We start from the raw sequence: 18,659 nt of genomic DNA on the forward strand, positions 1-18,659 counted from the left end.
CGCCCCGTACGACCTCCGGGACGGGCGGCGGCGCCCGGTGACGTACGTCGGTGCCGTGCGCGCGGCCCTCGCCGAGGTCGGCGATCCCGCACGGGCTGCGCAGCAGCGGGCCTACATGAAGTCCGAGCTGCCCTACGTCGGGCTGGGCGCCCCCGCCCTCAAGGCCCTGCTGCGGCCGCTGCTGGCCGAGCACCGCTTCGTCGATCGCGCCCCGTGGGAGCACGCAGTGCTCGAGCTCTGGGAGGACGCCGAGCACCGGGAGGAGTGGTATGCCGCCATCGCGCTGTTGCGGCACCGGTCCTACCGGCCGTGGCTCGACCCCGACCTGATGCCCCTGCTCGAGACGCTCGTGCGGACCGGGGCGTGGTGGGACGTCGTCGACGAGATCGCCTCCCACCTGGTCGGCCAGGTGCTGCTCGAGCACCGTGCTGAGGCGACGCCGGTGGTGGACGCCTGGTCGGTCGACGCCGACAGCCTGTGGGTGCGGCGTACGGCGATGCTCGCGCAGCTGCGGCACGCCGGTCGTACCGACACCGACCTGCTCGCCCGCGTCCTGGTCGCCAACCTCGACGACACGGCGTACGGCCGGGAGTTCTTCGTCCGCAAGGCGCTCGGCTGGGCACTGCGTCAGCACGCGCGTACGGACCCCGCGTGGGTCCGCGCGTTCGTACGGACCCACGCCGACGGGCTCAGCGGGCTGTCGCGCCGTGAGGCGCTCAAGCACCTCGGCTGACGTCATGGCGGGCGGTCGTCGGAGCGACCGACCACCATGACGTCCGCCTCGTCTCAGACCGGGACGAGCTCCACCGCGCCGACGGCGTAGCGGGCGAGGACCGCACGGGCGACGGCGGGATGGGCACCGAGCGGGTCGGAGACGGCCACGGCGCCGGCCTCGAAGGCGAGCTCCGTCGCGCGGTCCGGCAGCCGGCCCGGGGCGAGGAAGAACGACGCGACGGCGATGTGGCGCTTGCCCGCGGAGCGGAAGGCGCGCACGGCCTCGCCGGCGGCCGGCGGTGCCGCCGAGGCGAATGCGGCCGTGACCGGCAGCCGGTGGCGCGCACCCCACGTACGCGCGATCCGGGCCACCGCCTGGTTGGCGAGGGGGTCGGAGGACCCGGCGGCGGCCAGCACCAGCGCGTCGAGCTCGCGCACCCGCGCCGCCTTCAGCGCCTCGCGCAGCCGGACGTCGAGGACCTCGAGGAAGGCAGCCTCCATGCCGAGGATGCGGCTGGCCTGGATGCGGACGCCCTCGTGACGGGCCATGGCCGCGGCGATGGCCTCGGGGACGTCGACCTTGGCGTGGTAGGCCTCGGTGAGCAGGAGCGGCACCACGACGATCTCGTCGTGGCCGGCCTTCACCAGCCGGTCGACGACCGTGTCGAACGACGGCTTGGAGAGGTCGAGGAAGGCCGTCTCGATGCGGAGGTCGGGGCGCATCGCCTTGACCTCGGCGACGAGCGCCTTGATCGTCGCGGCGGATCGCGGGTCCCGGCTTCCGTGGGCCAGGGCAACCAGAGCAGGAGCAGCCATCAGTGGTGCCTCCGATCGTGAGTGGTGGTGCGGTGGTGCTGGGTGGGTGCGACGTCGTTGTCGCGGGTCTGGGGTGACGTCATGCGTGGATCCCGCACTCGGTCTTGGTGGTGCCGGCCCAGCGCCCGCTGCGCGGGTCGTCGCCGGGAGCGACGCGGCGCGTGCAGGGCCAGCAGCCGATGCTGGGGTAGCCGTCGTGGACGAGCGGGTTCACCAGGACCCCGTTGTCGTGGATGTAGCGCTCGACCTGCTCGTCGCTCCAGCGGGCGAGGGGGGAGACCTTGACCTTGCCCTTGCGCGCGTCCCAGCCGACGACCGGCGCGATCACGCGGTTGTGGGTCTCGGCGCGGCGCAGGCCCGTGGCCCACGCGTCGTACTCGGCGAGCGTGTCGGCGAGCGGCTTGACCTTGCGCAGCGCGCAGCACAGGTCGGGGTCGGTCTTGTAGAGGTCCTTGCCGTGGGTCGCGTCCTGCTCGGCCACGGTCTGCGCGGGGGCGATGGTGCGCAGGGTGACCGGAAGGGTCGCCTCGACGGCGTCGCGGGTGCCGATGGTCTCCACGAAGTGGTAGCCGGTGTCGAGGAAGACGACGTCGATGCCGGGAGCGACCTTCGAGGACAGGTGGGCCAGCACGGCGTCGCCCATCGAGGAGGTGATGGCGAACCGGTTGCCGAACGTGGCGACGGCCCACTCGATGATGACCTCGGCGGGAGCCAGCTCGAGCTCGGCGCCCACGTGGGAGACGAGCTCGCGCAGCTCCTCGGGCGTACGCCCCGCAGTGTGGGTGCCCTTGAAGTCGCGCGCGGCGCGGGTCGAGAGGCTCACGGTGTGCCTCCTGCGGTGCCGGGGTGCGGGATCATGCCGGTCATCTGGACGGTGAAGCTGCGCAGGCACGAGCGGCACTCCCAGGCACCTGCCCCCTCCTGGGGGAACAGGTTCTCGTCCCCGCAGTATGGGCAGTGGAAGGGCTGCGCGCGCTCGCTCATCAGACCGCCACCGGCTCCCCGCGCAGCAGGGCCTCGTCGGCGCGCGCCACCCAGGCGGCGAACCGCTCGCCGTCGGTGCGGTCGGAGAGGTATGCCGACACGACCGCGGTGACGTAGTCGTCGAGGCCGGCGCTGGTGACCTTGTGGGCGCGCAGCTTGCGACCCATCGCCGGGTTGAGCCCGAGGGCTCCGCCGAGGTGCACCTGGAAGCCCTCGACCTGCCGGCCGTCGTCGTCCATGACCAGCTGTCCCTTGAGGCCGATGTCGGCCACCTGGGTGCGGGCGCACGCGTTGGGGCAGCCGTTGACGTTGACGGAGATGTCGGTGTCGAGGTCGGGGAAGCGCTTCTCCAGCTCGGTCACCAGGCGGCGCGCACGCTCCTTGGTGTCGACGATGGCGAGCTTGCAGAACTCGATGCCCGTGCAGGCCATCGTCGAGCGGCGCCAGTTGCTCGGCCGCGCGGTGAGGCCGATCTTCTCGAGGTCGTCGGCGAAGGCCTCGGTGTCCTCGGCGGCCACGCCGATCACCACGAGCTTCTGGTAGGCGGTCAGGCGGGCACCGCGGGCGCCGTACGCGTCCACGAGGTCGCCCAGGGCGCTCAGGGTCGTGCCGTCGATCCGGCCCACGACCGGGGCGGCGCCGACGTAGCAGCGACCGTCCTTCTGCTCGTGGATGCCGATGTGGTCGCCCTGGCTCAGCGGGGCCTCGGGGGAGGGGTTGTCGACGAGCTGCTGGTGGAGGTACTCGTTCTCCAGGACCTCGCGGAACTTCTCCTTGCCCCAGTCGGCGAGCAGGAACTTGAGCCGCGCCTTGGAGCGGAGCCGGCGGTAGCCGTAGTCGCGGAAGATGCCGGCGACCCCCTCCCAGGCGTCCGCGACCTGGTCGAGCGGGATCCAGACGCCGAGCTTGTGCGCGAGCATCGGGTTCGTCGACAGGCCGCCGCCGACCCAGAGGTCGAAGCCCGGGCCGTGCTCGGGGTGGACCGTGCCCACGAAGGACACGTCGTTGACCTCGGGGGCGACGTCGTGGCTCGGGTGCCCGGTCAGCGCGGTCTTGAACTTGCGCGGCAGGTTGGAGTAGGCGGGATTGCCGAGGATCCGGCGCTTGATCTCCTCGAGCGCCTCGGAGCCGTCGATGATCTCGTCCTTGGCGATGCCGGCGACGGGAGAGCCGAGGAACGGCCGCGGGCTGTCGCCGCACGCCTCGAGCGTGGTGAGCCCGACGCCCTCGAGGCGCTCCCAGATCGCCGGGACGCTCTCGATCTCGATCCAGTGGTACTGGATGTTGTTGCGGTCGGTGATGTCGGCGGTGTTGCGGGCGTACGCCGTCGACACCTCGCCGAGCGCGCGCAGCGCCGGGCCGTCGAGGATCTGCCCGTCGGTGCGGACCCGCATCATGAAGAAGCGGTCGTCGAGCTCCTCCTCGTCGAGCTGGGCGGTCTTGCCGCCGTCGAAGCCGGGGGCGCGCTGGGTGTAGAGGCCCATCCAGCGGAAGCGGCCACGCAGGTCGGCCGGGTCGATGGAGTCGAAGCCCCGCCGCGAGTAGGTGTAGAGGATGCGGTCGCGGACGTTGAGCGGGTCGTCGTCCTTCTTGGCCTGCTCGTTCTTGTTGAGCGGCTCGGTGTAGCCGAGCGCCCACTGACCCTCGGCGCGCTTGGGGCGCGGGATCTCGGTGTTCTGGGCGGCCTGGGGCTTGAACCGGAGGTCGGGCATGTCAGGAGAGTCCTGTTCGCTGAATGAGTGCCGCGCGCGACGGTGGGCGCGGAGGGGATGTGCTGGGGCGGCGTCAGCGATGCCAACAGGTCGCGCTGCCCACACGCATGAGGTCGACGTGACGTCGGACCACGAGGTGCGTGTGGGTGGAGGCGGAGACCATGTCAAGAAGTCTCAGGGGTTGGACACGCTTCCCACAAGACGAAATCTCGTCATGTGGGATTGCAGTCCACGATGTGAGATGCAGCGGTGGAGCCACGCGGTGGGCGCCGGTCCGGTGCGGCCCAGGTCACACCGGTCGGCGCTCGGCGCAGGACGCGATCCCGAGCCAGGTGTGACGGTTGCCCCACCAGCACCAGCCCAGCTTGACGGCGTCGCGGCGCTCGCGACCGTCGCGCCCGGTGCCGTTGCTGATCCACAGCGCGGGCGTACGGGCGTCGTACGACCCGTCGGCGCGCCGCAGGCGGGAGCCCGGTGTCATGAAGCAGACGTTCCTCTGGAGCACGCCGGGGTCCTGGAGCACCCAGTGCAGGCCCTCGGCGAGGGTCATCGGCGAGCGACCCGCGGCGAGCAGCTCCGGCACCGACTCCTTCGGGGTCCGGTCGAGGAAGCCGTCGCCGCGGTCGAGCCCGAGCGCGGCGTACGGGGCGGCCGGCACGTCGACGGTGGGGGCGAAGAGGTCGACGTCGGTCATGTCCTCGACGACGAAGCCGTCCTTGTCCTCGTGACCTTCCGCGCGGCGCAGCAGGGGCGCGAGGGCCGACGCCGGGGCGGACGTCACGAGGAGGGCGCCCGCGGGGCCGTGCGCGGCGACCTCGCGCAGCCGGTCGGCGGGGATCCCGGCGAGGTCGTGGACGCCGCGGCGGACGAGCCGCTCGGCCTGGTCGATCAGCGAGGGGAGGGCCACGCGGGTCCAACGCACCACGCGCCTGCGGGGTTCCCGTCCCGGTGTCCAGCAGCCGCGGGCCGGGAGCAGGCGGCCGGGCGCGGGCCCTAGGCTGGGGGCCATGACGGACTCCCTGATCAGCAGTGCGTACTCGCAGGCCCTCGAGGTCATCGCCTCGGTCGAACCCCGCATCGCGGAGGCGACCCGCCAGGAGCTGGCCGACCAGCGTGCCTCGCTCAAGCTGATCGCCTCGGAGAACTACGCGTCTCCGGCCGTGCTCATGACCATGGGCACGTGGTTCAGCGACAAGTACGCCGAGGGCACCGTCGGCCACCGCTTCTACGCCGGTTGCCAGAACGTCGACACCGTCGAGTCGCTCGCCGCCGAGCACGCGCGCGAGCTCTTCGGCGCGCCGTACGCCTATGTCCAGCCGCACTCCGGCATCGACGCCAACCTCGTGGCGTTCTGGTCGATCCTGGCCAACAAGGTGGAGAGCCCCTACCTGGAGAAGCTCCAGGCCAAGAACGTCAACGAGCTGTCCGAGGCCGACTGGGAGACCCTGCGCCACGAGTTCGGCAACCAGCGCCTGCTCGGCATGTCGCTCGACGCCGGCGGCCACCTCACCCACGGCTTCCGCCCCAACATCAGCGGCAAGATGTTCCACCAGCAGCAGTACGGCACGGACCCCGAGACCGGGCTCCTCGACTACGACGCCGTCGCCGCCAAGGCGCGCGAGTTCAAGCCGCTCGTCCTCGTCGCCGGCTACTCCGCCTACCCGCGCCGGGTGAACTTCGCCAAGATGCGCGAGATCGCCGACGAGGTCGGCGCGGTGCTGATGGTCGACATGGCGCACTTCGCGGGCCTGGTCGCGGGCAAGGTGTTCACCGGCGAGGAGAACCCGGTGCCCTACGCCCACCTCACGACCACCACGACGCACAAGTCGCTGCGCGGCCCGCGCGGCGGCATGGTGCTCGCCCAGGAGGAGTTCGCCTCCGACGTCGACCGCGGCTGCCCGATGGTGCTCGGCGGTCCGCTCTCGCACGTGATGGCCGCCAAGGCCGTGGCCTTCGCCGAGGCCCGGACGCCGGACTTCCAGACGTACGCCCAGCGCATCGCCGACAACGCCAAGTCGCTCGCCGAGGGCTTCCTGTCCCGCGGTGCCGACCTGGTCACCGGCGGCACCGACAACCACATCGTCCTGCTCGACGTGTCGTCCTTCGGCCTCACCGGCCGTCAGGCCGAGTCGGCGCTGCTCGACGCGGGCGTGGTCACCAACCGCAACTCCGTCCCGGCCGACCCCAACGGCGCCTGGTACACCTCCGGCATCCGCCTCGGCACGCCCGCCCTCACCACCCGCGGCTTCGGCCACGACGAGTTCGACACCGTGGCGGAGCTGATCGTCGACGTGCTGAGCAACACCGAGGCCGGCACCACCAAGGCGGGCGGGCCCAGCAAGGCGTCGTACGTCCTCGGCGACGGCGTCGCCGACCGCGTCACCAAGCGGTCGGCCGAGATGCTCGACAAGCACCCGCTCTACCCGGGGCTCGTCCTCAGCTGACCGGTCGTCGCCGTAGACGCGCGGACACAAGCTGATCTCTGAGGCGGTGTCACGCGGCGCTGGGCCATGCCGCTGGGAGTTCTGTCCGCGCGTCCACGCCGACCGCCCGGCACAGGACCTCATGCACCCACTCGGGCCGGAGCATCACGTCGTCCCAGGTGAAGCGCAGGATCACCCACCCGTCGGCGGCGAGCAGCGTGTAGCGACGGATGTCCTTGAGGAATCCCCTCCGGTTGCCGTGCCACTCCCAGGATTCACATTCGACGACGATGCGGCGCTCGCGGTCGACCAGGTCCGGGCAGGCCCAGTAGTGGTCGGTCGACAGCACCGCCTGCGGGGTCACCCGTAGTCCGGGGACCTGCAGGCAGATCGCCCGCGTGACCGACTCGAACGGGTTCGCGGCTCGGGCGTCGGCCTGCGCCCCGATCCGTCGTACCTTGGCGCTGCCCGCGCCACGGACGCTCGCCATCACCCTGCGGAGCGTCGCGGCCTCGCCATGGCGGAGCGCCGAGTCCGCGATGGCCAGTGCCTCGTCGTCCGGCAGGGAGCGCAGGCACTGCAACAGCGTGAGCTCTCGGCTCGTGGCGATGCCCGAGACGTGGTCGGGGCCGAGGTCGGCGCGGTGGACCACCACCTGCCTACGTCCGACGACCGAGAGGTTGCGCTTGCGCGGGAAGACCACGTGCGGGACCTCTGGGACGGTCTTGACCTCCCAACCGTGGTGCAGCGCGGCGTTGGTGAGACTGAGGTGACCGTTGAGCGCGAAGGCGAGGGCCGCGGCATCGTCGGTGCCTGGCAGCACGTAGCGACCCTGCCCGACACGCGCCACTGCTCCGGCAGCCACCGCGCGGTCGACCTGGGCGCGCGACGTTGCCCGGATCAGCTCGGCACGGCTGGCCAGCCCTCCGAACCGCTCGATGGCGGTGACGACGTCCACGGATCCAGCATCGACGAATCGGCCGTCGCGGCGCGCCGCTCGTCCACAGGCCGTAGACGCGCGGACAGAACCCGGGTGCGACCAGCCGGGTGAGCGTACGGCTCGCTCGGCGGACGCGGTTCTGTCCGTGCGTCTACGTGAGCGAGCGGTACAGGTCGATCGTCCGCGCGGCGATCGAGCCCCAGCTGAACGACTCCTCGGCGCGGCGGCGCCCGGCCTCGCCGTACGCCCGGGCGCGGGCGGGGTCGCTGACGGCGTCGGTCAGCGCCGCGGCGAGGTCAGCGACGTAGCGCTCCGGGTCGAGGGGGGTGCCGGTGCCGTCGGTGGCCTGCTCGATCGGCACCAGCCAGCCGGTCTCGCCGTGCACGACCACCTCGGGGATGCCGCCGGTGGCGGTGGCGACGACGGCGGTCTCGCAGGCCATCGCCTCCAGGTTCACGATGCCGAGGGGCTCGTAGATCGAGGGGCAGGCGAAGACGGTCGCCGCGGTCAGCAGCGCGACCACGTCGGGGCGCGGCAGCATCTCGGCGATCCAGACCACGCCCGAGCGCGTGGCGGCGAGGTCGTCGACCAGCCCGCGCACCTCGGCCTCGATCTCCGGGGTGTCCGGCGCGCCGGCGCACAGCACGAGCTGGACGTCGGGCGGCAGCGCGGCGGCCGCACGGAGGAACAGCGGCAGGCCCTTCTGGCGGGTGATCCGGCCGACGAAGATGACGCTCGGCCGGTCGGGATCGACGCCGAGCTCGCGCACGCGGTCGGGGTTCGCGAGCGGCGACCACTCGGTGGTGTCGATGCCGTTGTGCACGACGTGCACGCGGGCGGGGTCGACCGAGGGATAGCTGCGCAGCACGTCGTCACGCATCGCCGCGCTGACCGCGACGATGCCGGCGGCACCCTCGTACGCCGTGCGCTCCGCCCAGCTCGACAGGGCGTAGCCGCCGCCGAGCTGCTCGGCCTTCCAGGGCCGCATCGGCTCGAGGGAGTGGGCGCTGACGACGTGGGGGATGCCGTGCATCAGGCCGGCGAGGTGCCCGGCCATGTTGGCGTACCAGGTGTGCGAGTGCACGAGGTCGGCCCCGGCGCAGTCGTCGACCATCGCGAGGTCGACGCCGAGGGTGCGGATGGCCGCGTTGGCGCCCGCGAGCGACGACGGCTCGGCGTACGCCGTGGTGCCGGCCTCCGAGCGCGGGGCGCCGAAGCAGCGCACGCGGGCATCCACGTCGGGCAGCACCCGCAGCGCGCGGACCAGCTCGGCGACGTGCACGCCCGCTCCGCCGTAGACCTCCGGGGGGTACTCCTTGCTGAGGACGTCGATGCGCATGAGCCGAACCTAGTGCCCGCAGGTGGTCGACCGCGCCCCCGCAGGCGACTAGTTTCGTCGCATGGCCATCACGCCCCCGCGCAAGAAGGTGCTCGCCGTCGTCCTGGCCGGAGGTGAGGGCAAACGCCTCATGCCGCTCACGGCCGACCGGGCCAAACCCGCGGTGCCGTTCGGCGGGATCTACCGGCTCATCGACTTCGCGCTGTCCAACGTCGTCAACTCCGGCTACCTCAAGGTCGTCGTGCTGACGCAGTACAAGTCGCACAGCCTCGACCGCCACGTCACCACCACCTGGCGGATGTCGAACCTGCTCGGCAACTACGTCACCCCGGTGCCGGCGCAGCAGCGCGTCGGCAAGCGGTGGTACCTCGGCAGTGCCGACGCGATCTACCAGTCGCTCAACCTGCTCACCGACGAGCAGCCCGACATCGTGGTGGTCGTCGGTGCCGACCACGTGTACCGCATGGACTTCTCCCAGATGGTCGCCGACCACGTCGAGTCCGGCGCAGGGTGCACGGTGGCCGCGATCCGCCAGCCGATCGGCCTGGCCGACCAGTTCGGCGTCATCGACGTCGACCCGGCTAACCCGCAGAAGATCCGGGCCTTCCTCGAGAAGCCCACGGACCCGGTCGGCCTGCCCGACTCGCCGGACGAGGTGCTCGCGAGCATGGGCAACTACGTCTTCACCGCCGATGCGCTGGTCGACGCCGTCTCGCGTGACTCCGAGCGCGAGCAGTCCAAGCACGACATGGGCGGCGACATCGTGCCGTGGTTCGTCGACAAGTCCGAGTCCGCGGTCTACGACTACAAGGACAACGAGGTGCCGGGCGCGACCGACCGCGACCGCGGCTACTGGCGCGACGTCGGGACGATGCGGTCCTACTACGACGCGCACAAGGACCTCGTCTCGCCGCTGCCGGTCTTCAACCTCTACAACAACGCCTGGCCCATCTACACCAGCTACGGCCCGCACCCGCCGGCCAAGCTCGTCGAGGGCGCGACCGGCGCGCAGGTGTCGACCTTCAACTCGATCCTGTCCCCGGGCGTCGTGGTCACCGGCGGCACCGTCAACCAGTCGGTGCTCTCACCGGCCGTGTGGGTCAAGGACGGTGCCGAGGTGTCCGACTCCGTGCTGATGGACGGCGTACGCGTCGGCGAGGGCGCGGTCGTCCGCAACGCCATCATCGACAAGGGCGTCGTCGTCCCCCCCGGCGTCCAGATCGGCGTGGACCACGACGCCGACCGGGCCCGCGGGTTCGTCGTCGACGAGGGACTCACGGTCCTCGCCAAGCAGCAGCACGTCCCCGAGGACTGACCGGGGACGGGCGGATCAGCCCAGCGCGTCCCGCTGCCCGACGAGGAAGGCGCGCTCGACGTCGTTGCGGCACGCGGCGATCGCCTGGTCGTACGCCGCGCGCGCCGCGTCGGTCTCGCCGGCGCGCGACAGCAGCTCGGCGCGCACCGCGGCCGGACGATGGCTGTCGGGGATCTCGAGTCCCTCCAGCGCGGCGAGACCGGCCGCCGCGCCGCGGTCCTCGGCGACCGCGACGGCGCGGGCCAGGCGCGCCGAGGGGGAGGGGGCGACCTGCAGGAGCAGGTCGTAGAGGCCGACGACCCGGTCCCAGCGGGTCTCCTCGGCACTGGCCACGGTGGCGTGCTCGGCGGCGATGCGCGCCTGGAGGACGTACGACGCGGTGAGCGGCGTCAGCGGGCCGCCGAGGCAGGGCGCGGCGAGCAGGCGGGTCGCCTCGGCCACCTCGTCGTGGTGCCAACGGGTGCGGTCCTGGTCGGCGAGGAGCACCAGCCGGCCGTCGCTGACCCGGGCGTCGCGACGCGAGTGCTGGAGCAGCATGAGCGCCAGCAGCGCCACGAGGGCGGGCTCGTCGGGACGCAGGCCCAGCACGACGCGGGCCAGCCGGACCGCCTCGCCCGACAGCTCGGCGCGCAGCAGGTCCGGCCCGGTGCCGGGGGCGTAGCCGGCCGTGAACGCGAGGTACGTCGTCTGCGCGACGGTGTCGAGCCGGCCCGGCAGCGCGGAGGCGTCGGGCACCGCGAACGGGATCCCGGCGCCCACGATGCGCTTCTTGGCCCGGGTGATCCGGGCCGCCATCGTCGGCTCCGGCACGAGGAAGAGCCGGGCGATGTCGGCGGTCGGCACACCGAGGACCAGTCGCAGGCTCAGCGCGCTGGCGGACTCCGGGGCGAGGGCCGGGTGCGCGCACATCAGCACCAGCCGGAGGACGTCGTCCTCGACGAGGCTGCCGCTGTCGGCCATCGTGCGCGCCCCTTCCTGGTGGCGTTCGGCGTCGGTGAGGAGCAACGATCGCTTGCGGGCAGCCACGGCCTCGGTGCGGAGGCGGTCGACGACCCGGCGCTTCGCCGCGGTCATCAGCCAGCCGGCGGGGTTGGCCGGCGCGCCATCGACCGGCCAGGTGCGGCTGGCCGCCTCGACAGCGTCGCCGAGGGCGTCCTCGACGAGGTCGATGCGACGGAACTGCGCGAGGAGCAGGGCGACCAGTCGTCCCCACTCCTCGCGCACGACCCGCTCGAGCACCGGGTCCGACGGACTCAGGGCGTCACCTCGACCGTGGGATGGATCTGGATGTCGTAGGGCGGGAGGAGGCGGAGCAGGTCGACCACGACGTCGAGGTCGGGTGCCTCGAGCAGGTAGAACCCGCCCATGCCCTCGATGACCTCGGCGTAGGGGCCGTCGGTCAGCTGCACCTGGCCGGTGGTGGTCCGCATCACCGTCGCGTCGCGCGAGTCGCTGAGCGCCTCACCCGCGAGCAGCCGCACGCCGTCGCGGGCCGCGCAGGCTGCGTCGAACTCGCCGAACTTCGCCATCGCCGCCATCTGCTCCGACTCCGTCTGCTCGAGCCACGGCTTTTCGGCGCCGTCGCCGATCAGCAGCACCAGGTACTTCATGACGGCCTCGTCTCGGGAACGACCGTCGGGACCACCTGGACCGCGTCGCCGAGCGCCGCGATGATCTTGCAGCACTCGAGCAGGTCGTCGAGGTCCTCGGTCTCAACGTGGAAGTAGCCGCCGACCTGCTCGGTGGCCTCTGTGAAGGGGCCGTCGGTCACGGTCGCGCCGCCCGGCTGGACGGTGTGGACCGTCGTGCTCGGCTGGAGCTCGGCCCCGCCGACGATGCGGTGACCGCGCTCGCCGAGCTGTTGGGCGAAGCGTCCGTACTCGGCGTAGCCGTCCTTGCGCTCCTCCTCGGTCATGGTGGTCCACCAGCGGTCGCCATCACCGACGATCAGTACGACGTACTCGGTCATGTCAGGTCTCCTTCACTCCGCCATGCGGCGGAACTCGATGTGCTCGCCCCGCGCCGCGAAGCGCTGGCAGACGGTTCGCAGGTCGGCCTCGTCGCCGGACTCGACGAGGTAGAAGCCGACGACCTGCTCAGCCGTCTCGGAGAACGGGCCGTCCGTCACGAGCGCCTGTCCGTCGGCGCCGGGCCGCATCGAGGTCGCCCGGTCCGAGGACTCCAGGGGACCGCCGGTCACCAGGGTGTGCCCGCCGGCAGTGAGCTCCTCCTGGAACTGCACGTGGGACCGGTGGCCCTGCTCGTGGTCCTCGGACGGCAGGTCGGCCCACTCGGCCTCGGGTGCGGGGAGCAGGATCAGGTAGCGGCTCATGGGTGCGGTTCTCCTCCTGGGGCTGCGGGGCCACCGGTTGCGGCCCCACCACTCTGACGGACCGACCCTGCGCGAATCGACAGCACGGGCCCGGCTTTCTCGACTGGAGTTGCCGGACCCACCAAGATGGGGGCCATGGCCACCCACGAGAGAGCCGGACAGCCCGCCCGCACCGAGGACCTGGTGGACGTCGCCCACCTCGTCACGGCCTACTTCGACCACGAGCCCGACCCCGACGACGTCACCCAGCAGGTGGCCTTCGGCACCAGCGGGCACCGCGGCACGTCGCTCAACACCTCCTTCAACGAGATCCACATCGCGGCCACGACGCAGGCGATCTGCGACTACCGCAAGGAGCAGGGCTACGACGGGCCGCTGTTCATCGGCCGCGACACCCACGCGCTCTCCGAGCCCGCGTGGGCGACCGCGCTGGAGGTGCTGGTCGCCAACGACGTGACCGTGCTGGTCGACGACCGCGACGGCTTCACCCCGACCCCCGCGGTGAGCCACGCGATCCTGCGCGCCAACCAGGGGCGTACGACCGGTGCCGGGCTCGCGGACGGCATCGTGGTCACCCCGTCCCACAACCCGCCCCAGGACGGCGGGTTCAAGTACAACCCGCCCCACGGCGGCCCGGCCGACTCCGACGCCACCTCCGTCATCGCGGCGCGGGCCAACGAGCTGATCCGCGGCAACATCGCCGGCGTACGGCGCGTCGCCTTCGCGAAGGCGCGCGCGGCCGTCGGGGCGTACGACTTCCTCGGCACCTACGTCGACGACCTGCCGACCGTTCTCGACCTCGACGCGATCCGCGACGCCGGCGTGCGGATCGGCGCCGACCCGCTGGGCGGCGCGAGCGTGGCCTACTGGGGAGAGATCGCCGACCGGCACCGTCTCGACCTGTCGGTGGTCAACCCGCTGGTCGACCCCACGTGGCGCTTCATGACGCTGGACTGGGACGGCAAGATCCGCATGGACTGCTCCTCGCCCCACGCGATGGCCTCGCTGGTCGGCCGCAAGGACGAGTACGCGATCGCCACCGGCAACGACGCCGACGCCGACCGGCACGGCATCGTGACGCCCGACGCCGGCCTGATGAACCCCAACCACTTCCTCGCGGTCGCGATCGCGCACCTCTTCGGTGGCGCCCGCCCCGACTGGCCGGAGACGACGCGCATCGGCAAGACCCTCGTGTCGAGCTCGATGATCGACCGCGTCGCCGCCTCGATCGGCAAGCCGCTCGTCGAGGTGCCGGTCGGCTTCAAGTGGTTCGTGCCCGGCCTGATGGACGGCTCTTTCGGCTTCGGCGGCGAGGAGTCCGCGGGCGCCTCCTTCCTGCGACGCGACGGCTCGACCTGGACCACCGACAAGGACGGGCTCCTGCTGGCGCTGCTGGCCAGCGAGATCCTCGGGGCGACGGGCAAGACCCCCAGCGAGCACTACGCCGCGCTGGTGGCCGAGCACGGCGACCCGGCGTACGCCCGCATCGACGCCCCCGCGTCGCGCGAGGAGAAGGCCAAGCTCGGCGCGCTGTCGCCCGACGACGTGGCGGCGACGACGCTGGCGGGGGAGGAGATCACCGGCAAGCTCACCCAGGCGCCCGGCAACGGCGCGAAGATCGGCGGGCTCAAGGTCACCACGGAGTCGGCGTGGTTCGCTGCGCGCCCCAGCGGCACCGAGGACGTCTACAAGATCTACGCGGAGTCGTTCCGCGGGCCCGAGCACCTCGCCCAGGTGCAGGAGGAGGCGCGCGAGGTCGTCAGTACAGCCTTGCGGTGAGGAAGTGCTGCTCGCCGCGTGTCCCCGCGGCCGGCCGGCCGCTGGTGTGGGCCGGTCAGAAGGCGCCTGCGCCGACCGGTCCTGCCTCGATGGGGTCGCGACGTCGCCGGCCGTGTGCCCACGCGTCCTCCCCGGCGGTGTCGTCGTGGTCGATGTCGGACCGTGAGAAGCTCACCGCCACGATGGAGTCGAGACGGACGAGCACCTGCTGGGCGTTGCCGTCGTCGAGGATGACGCCGAGGCCGTCGGCCCCGACGATGCGGCCGTCGAGCCACGTGCCCTGCACGAGGAGTCGCACCGGCGCGCCGGCGTCCTGCGCGTGCCGCAGCAGCGTGCCGACGGTGAACAACGTGCTGGTCTTGCTGGACACGGCTTCCCCCTTGGTCGAGGGACAACGCTAGGTCGTCCACGGCGCCCGCGCACGCAAAACGCTCCAGGAAGGTCCTGAAGGCATACACCGGACGTCGTCAGACAGCCGGCGTGGCCCGGTCGACGACCTCGCGCAGGGAGCCGCTCGTCAGCATGCCGAACGTGCCGCCGTACGACGCCCCGAACCGGCTGTCGCAGAAGGCGTCGGCGACCTCGGCGGGCGCGTGCCGCACCAGCAGCGCGCCCTGGAGGCAGGCAGCCATCCGACCTGCCAGCCGACGCGCGCCTGCCTCGAGCGCGGCACCCTCGCCGAGCAGCGCCAGGGTGTCGTCCACCGCACGGTCGAGGCGGCTGTCACCGCCGCGCGCGGCGCCGACCTCGGTGATCCACGCCTCCAGCACCTCGGGCTCGCGGCCGAGGGCCCGCAGCACGTCGAGCGCGTTGACGTTGCCCGAGCCCTCCCAGATGGAGTTGAGCGGCGACTCGCGGAACATCAGCGGCAACCCGGAGTCCTCGACGTAGCCGTTGCCGCCGAGGCACTCCAGCGCCTCCGCGACCATCGCGGGCGTGCGCTTGCAGACCCAGAACTTCGCGAGCGGCAGGGCGATCCGCCGCAACGCCACCTCGTGCGGGTCGCCCGGGCGGTCGACAGCCGCGGCCAGGCGCATCGCCAGGGCCGTCGCGGCCTCCGACTCCACGGCGAGGTCGGCCACCACGTTCTGCATGAGGGGCTTGTCGACCAGCAGGCCGCCGAAGGCCGAGCGGTGCGCGACGTGCCACGACGCCTCGGCGAGCGCGTGCCGCATCAGCGCCGCGGACCCGAGCACGCAGTCCAGCCTCGTCGCGGCGACCATCTCGATGATGGTCCGCACGCCGCGACCCTCCTCGCCGAGCCGCTGGCCGAGCGTGCCGTTGAGCTCGAGCTCGGACGAGGCGTTGGACCGGTTGCCGAGCTTGTCCTTGAGCCGGACCACGTCGAGCCGGTTGCGGGTGCCGTCCTCCAGCACGCGCGGCACGACGAAGCACGTCACCCCGCCCTCGGTCTGGGCCAGCACCAGGAACACGTCGTTCATCGGGGCCGAGGTGAACCACTTGTGCCCGTGCAGCGCGTACCAGCCGTCGTCGTCGGTCCTCACCGCGCGGGTCTGGTTGGCCCGCACGTCCGACCCGCCCTGCTTCTCGGTCATGCCCATGCCGGCCAGGGCCCCGGTCTTCGCAGACCTCGCCCGGACGCCCGGGTCGTAGGACCGCGCGGCCAGCAGCGGCGTCCACTCCTCGGCGATCGCCTTGTCGGCCCGCAGTGCGGGCACCGCGGCGTACGTCATCGAGATCGGGCAGCCGTGGCCGGGCTCGGTCTGCGACCAGGCGAAGAACCCGGCCGCGCGCCGCAGGTGGGCGTCCGGGTCTCCCGCCTCCTGGCGCTCCCAGGGCGCCGCCTGGAGGCCGTGCCCGACGGCGCGCTCCATGAGCCAGTGCCAGGAGGGGTGGAACTCGACCTCGTCGACGCGGTTGCCCCAGCGGTCGTACGTCGTCAGCTCCGGGTGGTGGCGGTTGGCGAGCATGCCGTGCTCACGCGCCTCGGCGCTACCAGCCTCGGCCCCCAGTGCAGTGAGGTCGGCGACGAGGTCGGCGGAGCCGTGGCGGGAGAGGGCGTCGGTGAGCGCGACGTCGGAGGTGACGACGTTGTGGCCCACCAGGGCGGGCGCCTGGTTGGTGGCGGTGCGGGCGTCGGGGCTGGCATCGGGGGAGGCCTCGGTCATGGCCCCACCGTAGGGCTCGGGCCGGTCGGGGGTGACGCCGACCACGAAGCCGGCAGAACCGCCGTACGGGTCCGGTGCTTCGGGGCGTGTGCTCGATAGCGTGCTCCCCATGGTCGAGGCGCGCGAGGACATCCCTGCCCCGCGCCCGACCGACACCGCCGTACGCCGGGTGCGCGAGCACCTCTGGCGGATCATCGTCACGACCGTCGGCTCCTGCCTGCGCCACCGGGTGACCGGGCTGGCCGCCGAGGCGGCGTTCTTCGCGGTGCTGTCGGTGCCGCCGCTGGTCTTCGCGCTCGCGGGCGCCGTCGGCTTCGTCAGTGAGCGGTTCACCGCGACCCAGGTGGAGGACGTGCGCAACGCCGTCCTCGAGGTCTCGCGCCAGGCGCTGACCGAGCGGGCCGTCAACAGCATCATCCGGCCGACCATCGACACCGTGCTCGACGGCGGTCGCTACGACGTCATCTCCATCGGCTTCATCCTCGCCCTGTGGTCGGGCTCGCGGGCGCTCAACGTGTTCGTCGACACCATCACGATCATGCACGGCCTCGGTGGGCACCGCGGGATCGTCGCGACCCGGGCGTTGTCCTTCGTGCTCTACGTCCTCGCGATGGTCACCGGCGCCGTGAGCATCCCGCTGGTGGTCGCGGGCCCGACCCTCGTCGACCGGGTGGTCCCCGAACGCCTCGACTTCGTCAACGGCCTCTACTGGCCGGTCGTCCTGGTGCTCTGCATCTGCTTCCTCGCCACGCTCTACCACGTGTCGGTCCCCGTACGGACCAACTGGAGCTTCAACCTGCCCGGCGCGGTGTTCGCGCTGTTCTGCTGGATCGCGGGGTCGTACACGCTGCGGTGGGTGCTGACCGTCACCGCCGCGGAGTCACGCTCGATCTACGGGCCGCTGGCCGCACCGATCGCCGTCCTGCTGTGGCTCTACCTGCTCGCCCTCGCCGTGCTGATCGGCGCCGCCGTCAACGCCGCCTTCGACTCCGTCTTCCCGCAGAAGAGCACGACGCGCGCGCGGCTCGAGACGGTGCAGCGCCTGCGCGAGCGGATCGGCGTGCGAGACTCCTGACCGTGTCGACGTCGAGCCACCAGCCCAGCGTGGGCCGGGTGTCGCTGCCCGAGCAGATCAGGTCGCCCTGGTGGGAGCTGGGACGTCGCGTCCTGATGGCCCTGTCGATCCTGGTGGGCACCGTGCTGCTCGTCTACTTCGACCGCGAGGGCTACCGCGACGGCAACGACCCGACCAACACGATCAGCCTGCTCGACGCGTTCTACTACACGACCGTCACGCTCAGCACGACCGGCTACGGCGACATCGCCCCGGTGTCGCCGCAGGCGCGCCTGGTCAACGCCCTGGTCATCACGCCGGCCCGCATCGCCTTCCTGGTCCTGCTGATCGGCACCACCCTGGAGGTCCTCGCCTCCCAGGGACGCGAGATGTTCCGGGTCGCCCGGTGGAGGAAGAAGATGGACCAGCACGTCGTCGTCGTCGGCTACGGCACCAAGGGCCGCAGCGCGATCGAGACCCTCCTCAACAACGGCTACGTCCGTGACTCGATCGTCGTCGTGGACCCGAGCCCGGTGGCGGTCGCCGACGGCAACCGCGACCAGCTGGTGGTCATCTCGGGTGACGCCACCCGGCGCGGGGTGCTGCGCCAGGCCGGCGTGGACAAGGCGACCCACGTGATCATCACCACCGACCGCGACGACTCCAACGTGCTGGTCACCCTCACCGTGCGCCAGCTCAACCCCGACGCGTGGATCGTGGCGGCGGTCCGCGAGCACGAGAACGTCCCCCTCATGCGCCAGTCCGGCGCCAACTCCGTCATCACCTCCTCCGACGCGGTCGGTCGCCTGCTCGGGCTCTCCTCGATGTCACCCGAGCTGGGCTCGGTGATGGAGGACCTGATGACCTACGGCGAGGGCCTCGAGGTCGCCGAGCGAGACCTGCTGGTCGCCGAGGTCGGCAAGCAGCCGCAGTCGCTGCCCGACCAGGTGATCGCCGTCGTGCGCGACGAGAAGGTCTACCGCTACTTCGACCCGGTGGTGTCGCTCCTCGCGCGCGGCGACCGCCTCATCGTCATCCGCCCCGCCAAGGAGCTGCCGTGGGCTCCCCGGCCCGGCACCCACGGCGAGGACCTCGCCGAGGACGACGACTGAGGGGCCTGGT

General features: G+C 72.0%; 20 protein-coding genes. 6 read left to right on the forward strand and 14 right to left on the reverse strand.

Features of this window, described 5'->3' with window-relative positions; all coding sequences use genetic code 11:
- Nucleotides 1–37: 37 nt before the first annotated feature.
- Entirely contained in the window at nt 38–733 is a 696-nt protein-coding gene (locus AC57BS_RS18760) for a DNA alkylation repair protein (RefSeq protein ID WP_496412970.1), read from the forward strand.
- A gap of 53 nt (nt 734–786) precedes the next feature.
- On the opposite strand, the gene AC57BS_RS18765 is transcribed toward AC57BS_RS18760, so the two are convergent.
- The 6 genes from AC57BS_RS18765 to AC57BS_RS18790 all read right to left on the reverse strand — a co-directional run bounded on the left by AC57BS_RS18765 (nt 787) and on the right by AC57BS_RS18790 (nt 5,133).
- Nucleotides 787–1,530 carry a sirohydrochlorin chelatase gene (locus AC57BS_RS18765; protein WP_129453780.1) on the reverse strand — a complete coding sequence of 248 codons (744 nt, stop codon included), beginning with the start codon at nt 1,528–1,530 and terminating at the stop codon, nt 787–789.
- Nucleotides 1,531–1,609: 79 nt separating this feature from the next.
- The gene (locus AC57BS_RS18770; RefSeq protein WP_496412971.1) at nt 1,610–2,353 is read right to left on the reverse strand and encodes a phosphoadenylyl-sulfate reductase; all 744 of its coding nucleotides are present in this window, start codon (nt 2,351–2,353) and stop codon (nt 1,610–1,612) included.
- On the reverse strand, nt 2,350–2,514 hold the full coding sequence (locus tag AC57BS_RS18775; RefSeq protein WP_496412972.1) for a hypothetical protein: 165 nt from the start codon (nt 2,512–2,514) through the stop codon (nt 2,350–2,352). Before AC57BS_RS18775 ends, AC57BS_RS18770 begins: the two co-directional genes overlap by 4 nt.
- Nucleotides 2,514–4,226: a nitrite/sulfite reductase gene (locus AC57BS_RS18780; RefSeq protein WP_496412973.1), complete on the reverse strand. Its 1,713-nt coding sequence runs from the start codon at nt 4,224–4,226 to the stop codon at nt 2,514–2,516. The genes AC57BS_RS18775 and AC57BS_RS18780 overlap by 1 nt, the downstream gene beginning before the upstream one ends.
- A gap of 73 nt (nt 4,227–4,299) precedes the next feature.
- On the reverse strand, nt 4,300–4,389 hold the full coding sequence (locus tag AC57BS_RS18785; protein WP_372461825.1) for a putative leader peptide: 90 nt from the start codon (nt 4,387–4,389) through the stop codon (nt 4,300–4,302).
- 126 nt (nt 4,390–4,515) lie between these two features.
- A complete protein-coding gene (locus AC57BS_RS18790; protein WP_496412974.1) occupies nt 4,516–5,133 on the reverse strand; it encodes a DUF5701 family protein in 618 nt (205 codons plus the stop codon).
- 100 nt (nt 5,134–5,233) lie between these two features.
- Between AC57BS_RS18790 and AC57BS_RS18795 the strand changes: the two genes are divergently transcribed.
- On the forward strand, nt 5,234–6,670 hold the full coding sequence (locus AC57BS_RS18795; protein WP_496412975.1) for a glycine hydroxymethyltransferase: 1,437 nt from the start codon (nt 5,234–5,236) through the stop codon (nt 6,668–6,670).
- A 49-nt stretch (nt 6,671–6,719) separates the two neighbouring features.
- Here AC57BS_RS18795 and AC57BS_RS18800 read toward each other — a convergent pair whose 3' ends face one another.
- Both AC57BS_RS18800 and glgA read right to left on the reverse strand, forming a co-directional pair.
- Nucleotides 6,720–7,607 carry an endonuclease domain-containing protein gene (locus tag AC57BS_RS18800; RefSeq protein WP_496412976.1) on the reverse strand — a complete coding sequence of 296 codons (888 nt, stop codon included), beginning with the start codon at nt 7,605–7,607 and terminating at the stop codon, nt 6,720–6,722.
- A 133-nt stretch (nt 7,608–7,740) separates the two neighbouring features.
- A complete protein-coding gene (gene glgA / locus AC57BS_RS18805) occupies nt 7,741–8,928 on the reverse strand; it encodes a glycogen synthase (RefSeq protein ID WP_496412977.1) in 1,188 nt (395 codons plus the stop codon).
- Between the two features lie 67 nt (nt 8,929–8,995).
- Between glgA and glgC the strand changes: the two genes are divergently transcribed.
- Nucleotides 8,996–10,243: a glucose-1-phosphate adenylyltransferase gene (glgC, locus tag AC57BS_RS18810; protein ID WP_496413229.1), complete on the forward strand. Its 1,248-nt coding sequence runs from the start codon at nt 8,996–8,998 to the stop codon at nt 10,241–10,243.
- Between the two features lie 15 nt (nt 10,244–10,258).
- On the opposite strand, the gene AC57BS_RS18815 is transcribed toward glgC, so the two are convergent.
- Genes AC57BS_RS18815 through AC57BS_RS18830 form a run of 4 tightly spaced genes read right to left on the reverse strand, consistent with a single transcriptional unit; the run spans nt 10,259 to nt 12,575 of the window.
- A complete protein-coding gene (locus tag AC57BS_RS18815; protein WP_496412978.1) occupies nt 10,259–11,482 on the reverse strand; it encodes an RNA polymerase sigma factor in 1,224 nt (407 codons plus the stop codon).
- Nucleotides 11,483–11,496: 14 nt separating this feature from the next.
- Nucleotides 11,497–11,853 (reverse strand): YciI family protein, encoded by a 357-nt coding sequence (locus AC57BS_RS18820; protein ID WP_496412979.1) that lies wholly within the window; start codon nt 11,851–11,853, stop codon nt 11,497–11,499.
- Nucleotides 11,850–12,212, reverse strand: a complete 363-nt coding sequence (locus AC57BS_RS18825) for a YciI family protein (RefSeq protein WP_496412980.1) — start codon at nt 12,210–12,212, stop codon at nt 11,850–11,852. The genes AC57BS_RS18820 and AC57BS_RS18825 overlap by 4 nt, the downstream gene beginning before the upstream one ends.
- Nucleotides 12,213–12,224: 12 nt before the next feature.
- The gene (locus tag AC57BS_RS18830) at nt 12,225–12,575 is read right to left on the reverse strand and encodes a YciI family protein (RefSeq protein ID WP_496412981.1); all 351 of its coding nucleotides are present in this window, start codon (nt 12,573–12,575) and stop codon (nt 12,225–12,227) included.
- 135 nt (nt 12,576–12,710) lie between these two features.
- Here AC57BS_RS18830 and pgm point away from each other — a divergent pair, with 135 nt between their 5' ends.
- Nucleotides 12,711–14,354 carry a phosphoglucomutase (alpha-D-glucose-1,6-bisphosphate-dependent) gene (gene pgm, locus AC57BS_RS18835; protein WP_496412982.1) on the forward strand — a complete coding sequence of 548 codons (1,644 nt, stop codon included), beginning with the start codon at nt 12,711–12,713 and terminating at the stop codon, nt 14,352–14,354.
- Between the two features lie 55 nt (nt 14,355–14,409).
- Here pgm and AC57BS_RS18840 read toward each other — a convergent pair whose 3' ends face one another.
- Both AC57BS_RS18840 and AC57BS_RS18845 read right to left on the reverse strand, forming a co-directional pair.
- On the reverse strand, nt 14,410–14,724 hold the full coding sequence (locus AC57BS_RS18840; protein ID WP_496412983.1) for a hypothetical protein: 315 nt from the start codon (nt 14,722–14,724) through the stop codon (nt 14,410–14,412).
- 97 nt (nt 14,725–14,821) lie between these two features.
- Entirely contained in the window at nt 14,822–16,483 is a 1,662-nt protein-coding gene (locus AC57BS_RS18845) for an acyl-CoA dehydrogenase family protein (RefSeq protein ID WP_496412984.1), read from the reverse strand.
- Between the two features lie 109 nt (nt 16,484–16,592).
- Between AC57BS_RS18845 and AC57BS_RS18850 the strand changes: the two genes are divergently transcribed.
- Together AC57BS_RS18850 and AC57BS_RS18855 are read left to right on the forward strand one after the other, a co-directional pair.
- The gene (locus tag AC57BS_RS18850; RefSeq protein ID WP_496412985.1) at nt 16,593–17,558 is read left to right on the forward strand and encodes a YihY/virulence factor BrkB family protein; all 966 of its coding nucleotides are present in this window, start codon (nt 16,593–16,595) and stop codon (nt 17,556–17,558) included.
- 95 nt (nt 17,559–17,653) lie between these two features.
- On the forward strand, nt 17,654–18,649 hold the full coding sequence (locus AC57BS_RS18855) for a potassium channel family protein (protein ID WP_496413230.1): 996 nt from the start codon (nt 17,654–17,656) through the stop codon (nt 18,647–18,649).
- Nucleotides 18,650–18,659: the final 10 nt, after the last annotated feature.

It is taken from the genome of Nocardioides sp. BGA-UO-ETr-FS32, from assembly GCF_059567905.1.

Coding starts and splice junctions, on each gene's coding strand:
- AC57BS_RS18765 (WP_129453780.1), bottom strand. CDS start 1,530: ATGGCTGCTCCTGCTCTGGTTGCCCTGGCCCACGGAAGCCGGGACCCG.
- AC57BS_RS18775 (WP_496412972.1), bottom strand. CDS start 2,514: ATGAGCGAGCGCGCGCAGCCCTTCCACTGCCCATACTGCGGGGACGAG.
- AC57BS_RS18780 (WP_496412973.1), bottom strand. CDS start 4,226: ATGCCCGACCTCCGGTTCAAGCCCCAGGCCGCCCAGAACACCGAGATC.
- AC57BS_RS18785 (WP_372461825.1), bottom strand. CDS start 4,389: ATGGTCTCCGCCTCCACCCACACGCACCTCGTGGTCCGACGTCACGTC.
- AC57BS_RS18795 (WP_496412975.1), top strand. CDS start 5,234: ATGACGGACTCCCTGATCAGCAGTGCGTACTCGCAGGCCCTCGAGGTC.
- glgA (WP_496412977.1), bottom strand. CDS start 8,928: ATGCGCATCGACGTCCTCAGCAAGGAGTACCCCCCGGAGGTCTACGGC.
- AC57BS_RS18820 (WP_496412979.1), bottom strand. CDS start 11,853: ATGAAGTACCTGGTGCTGCTGATCGGCGACGGCGCCGAAAAGCCGTGG.
- AC57BS_RS18825 (WP_496412980.1), bottom strand. CDS start 12,212: ATGACCGAGTACGTCGTACTGATCGTCGGTGATGGCGACCGCTGGTGG.
- AC57BS_RS18830 (WP_496412981.1), bottom strand. CDS start 12,575: ATGAGCCGCTACCTGATCCTGCTCCCCGCACCCGAGGCCGAGTGGGCC.
- pgm (WP_496412982.1), top strand. CDS start 12,711: ATGGCCACCCACGAGAGAGCCGGACAGCCCGCCCGCACCGAGGACCTG.
- AC57BS_RS18845 (WP_496412984.1), bottom strand. CDS start 16,483: ATGACCGAGGCCTCCCCCGATGCCAGCCCCGACGCCCGCACCGCCACC.
- AC57BS_RS18850 (WP_496412985.1), top strand. CDS start 16,593: ATGGTCGAGGCGCGCGAGGACATCCCTGCCCCGCGCCCGACCGACACC.
- AC57BS_RS18855 (WP_496413230.1), top strand. CDS start 17,654: ATGGCCCTGTCGATCCTGGTGGGCACCGTGCTGCTCGTCTACTTCGAC.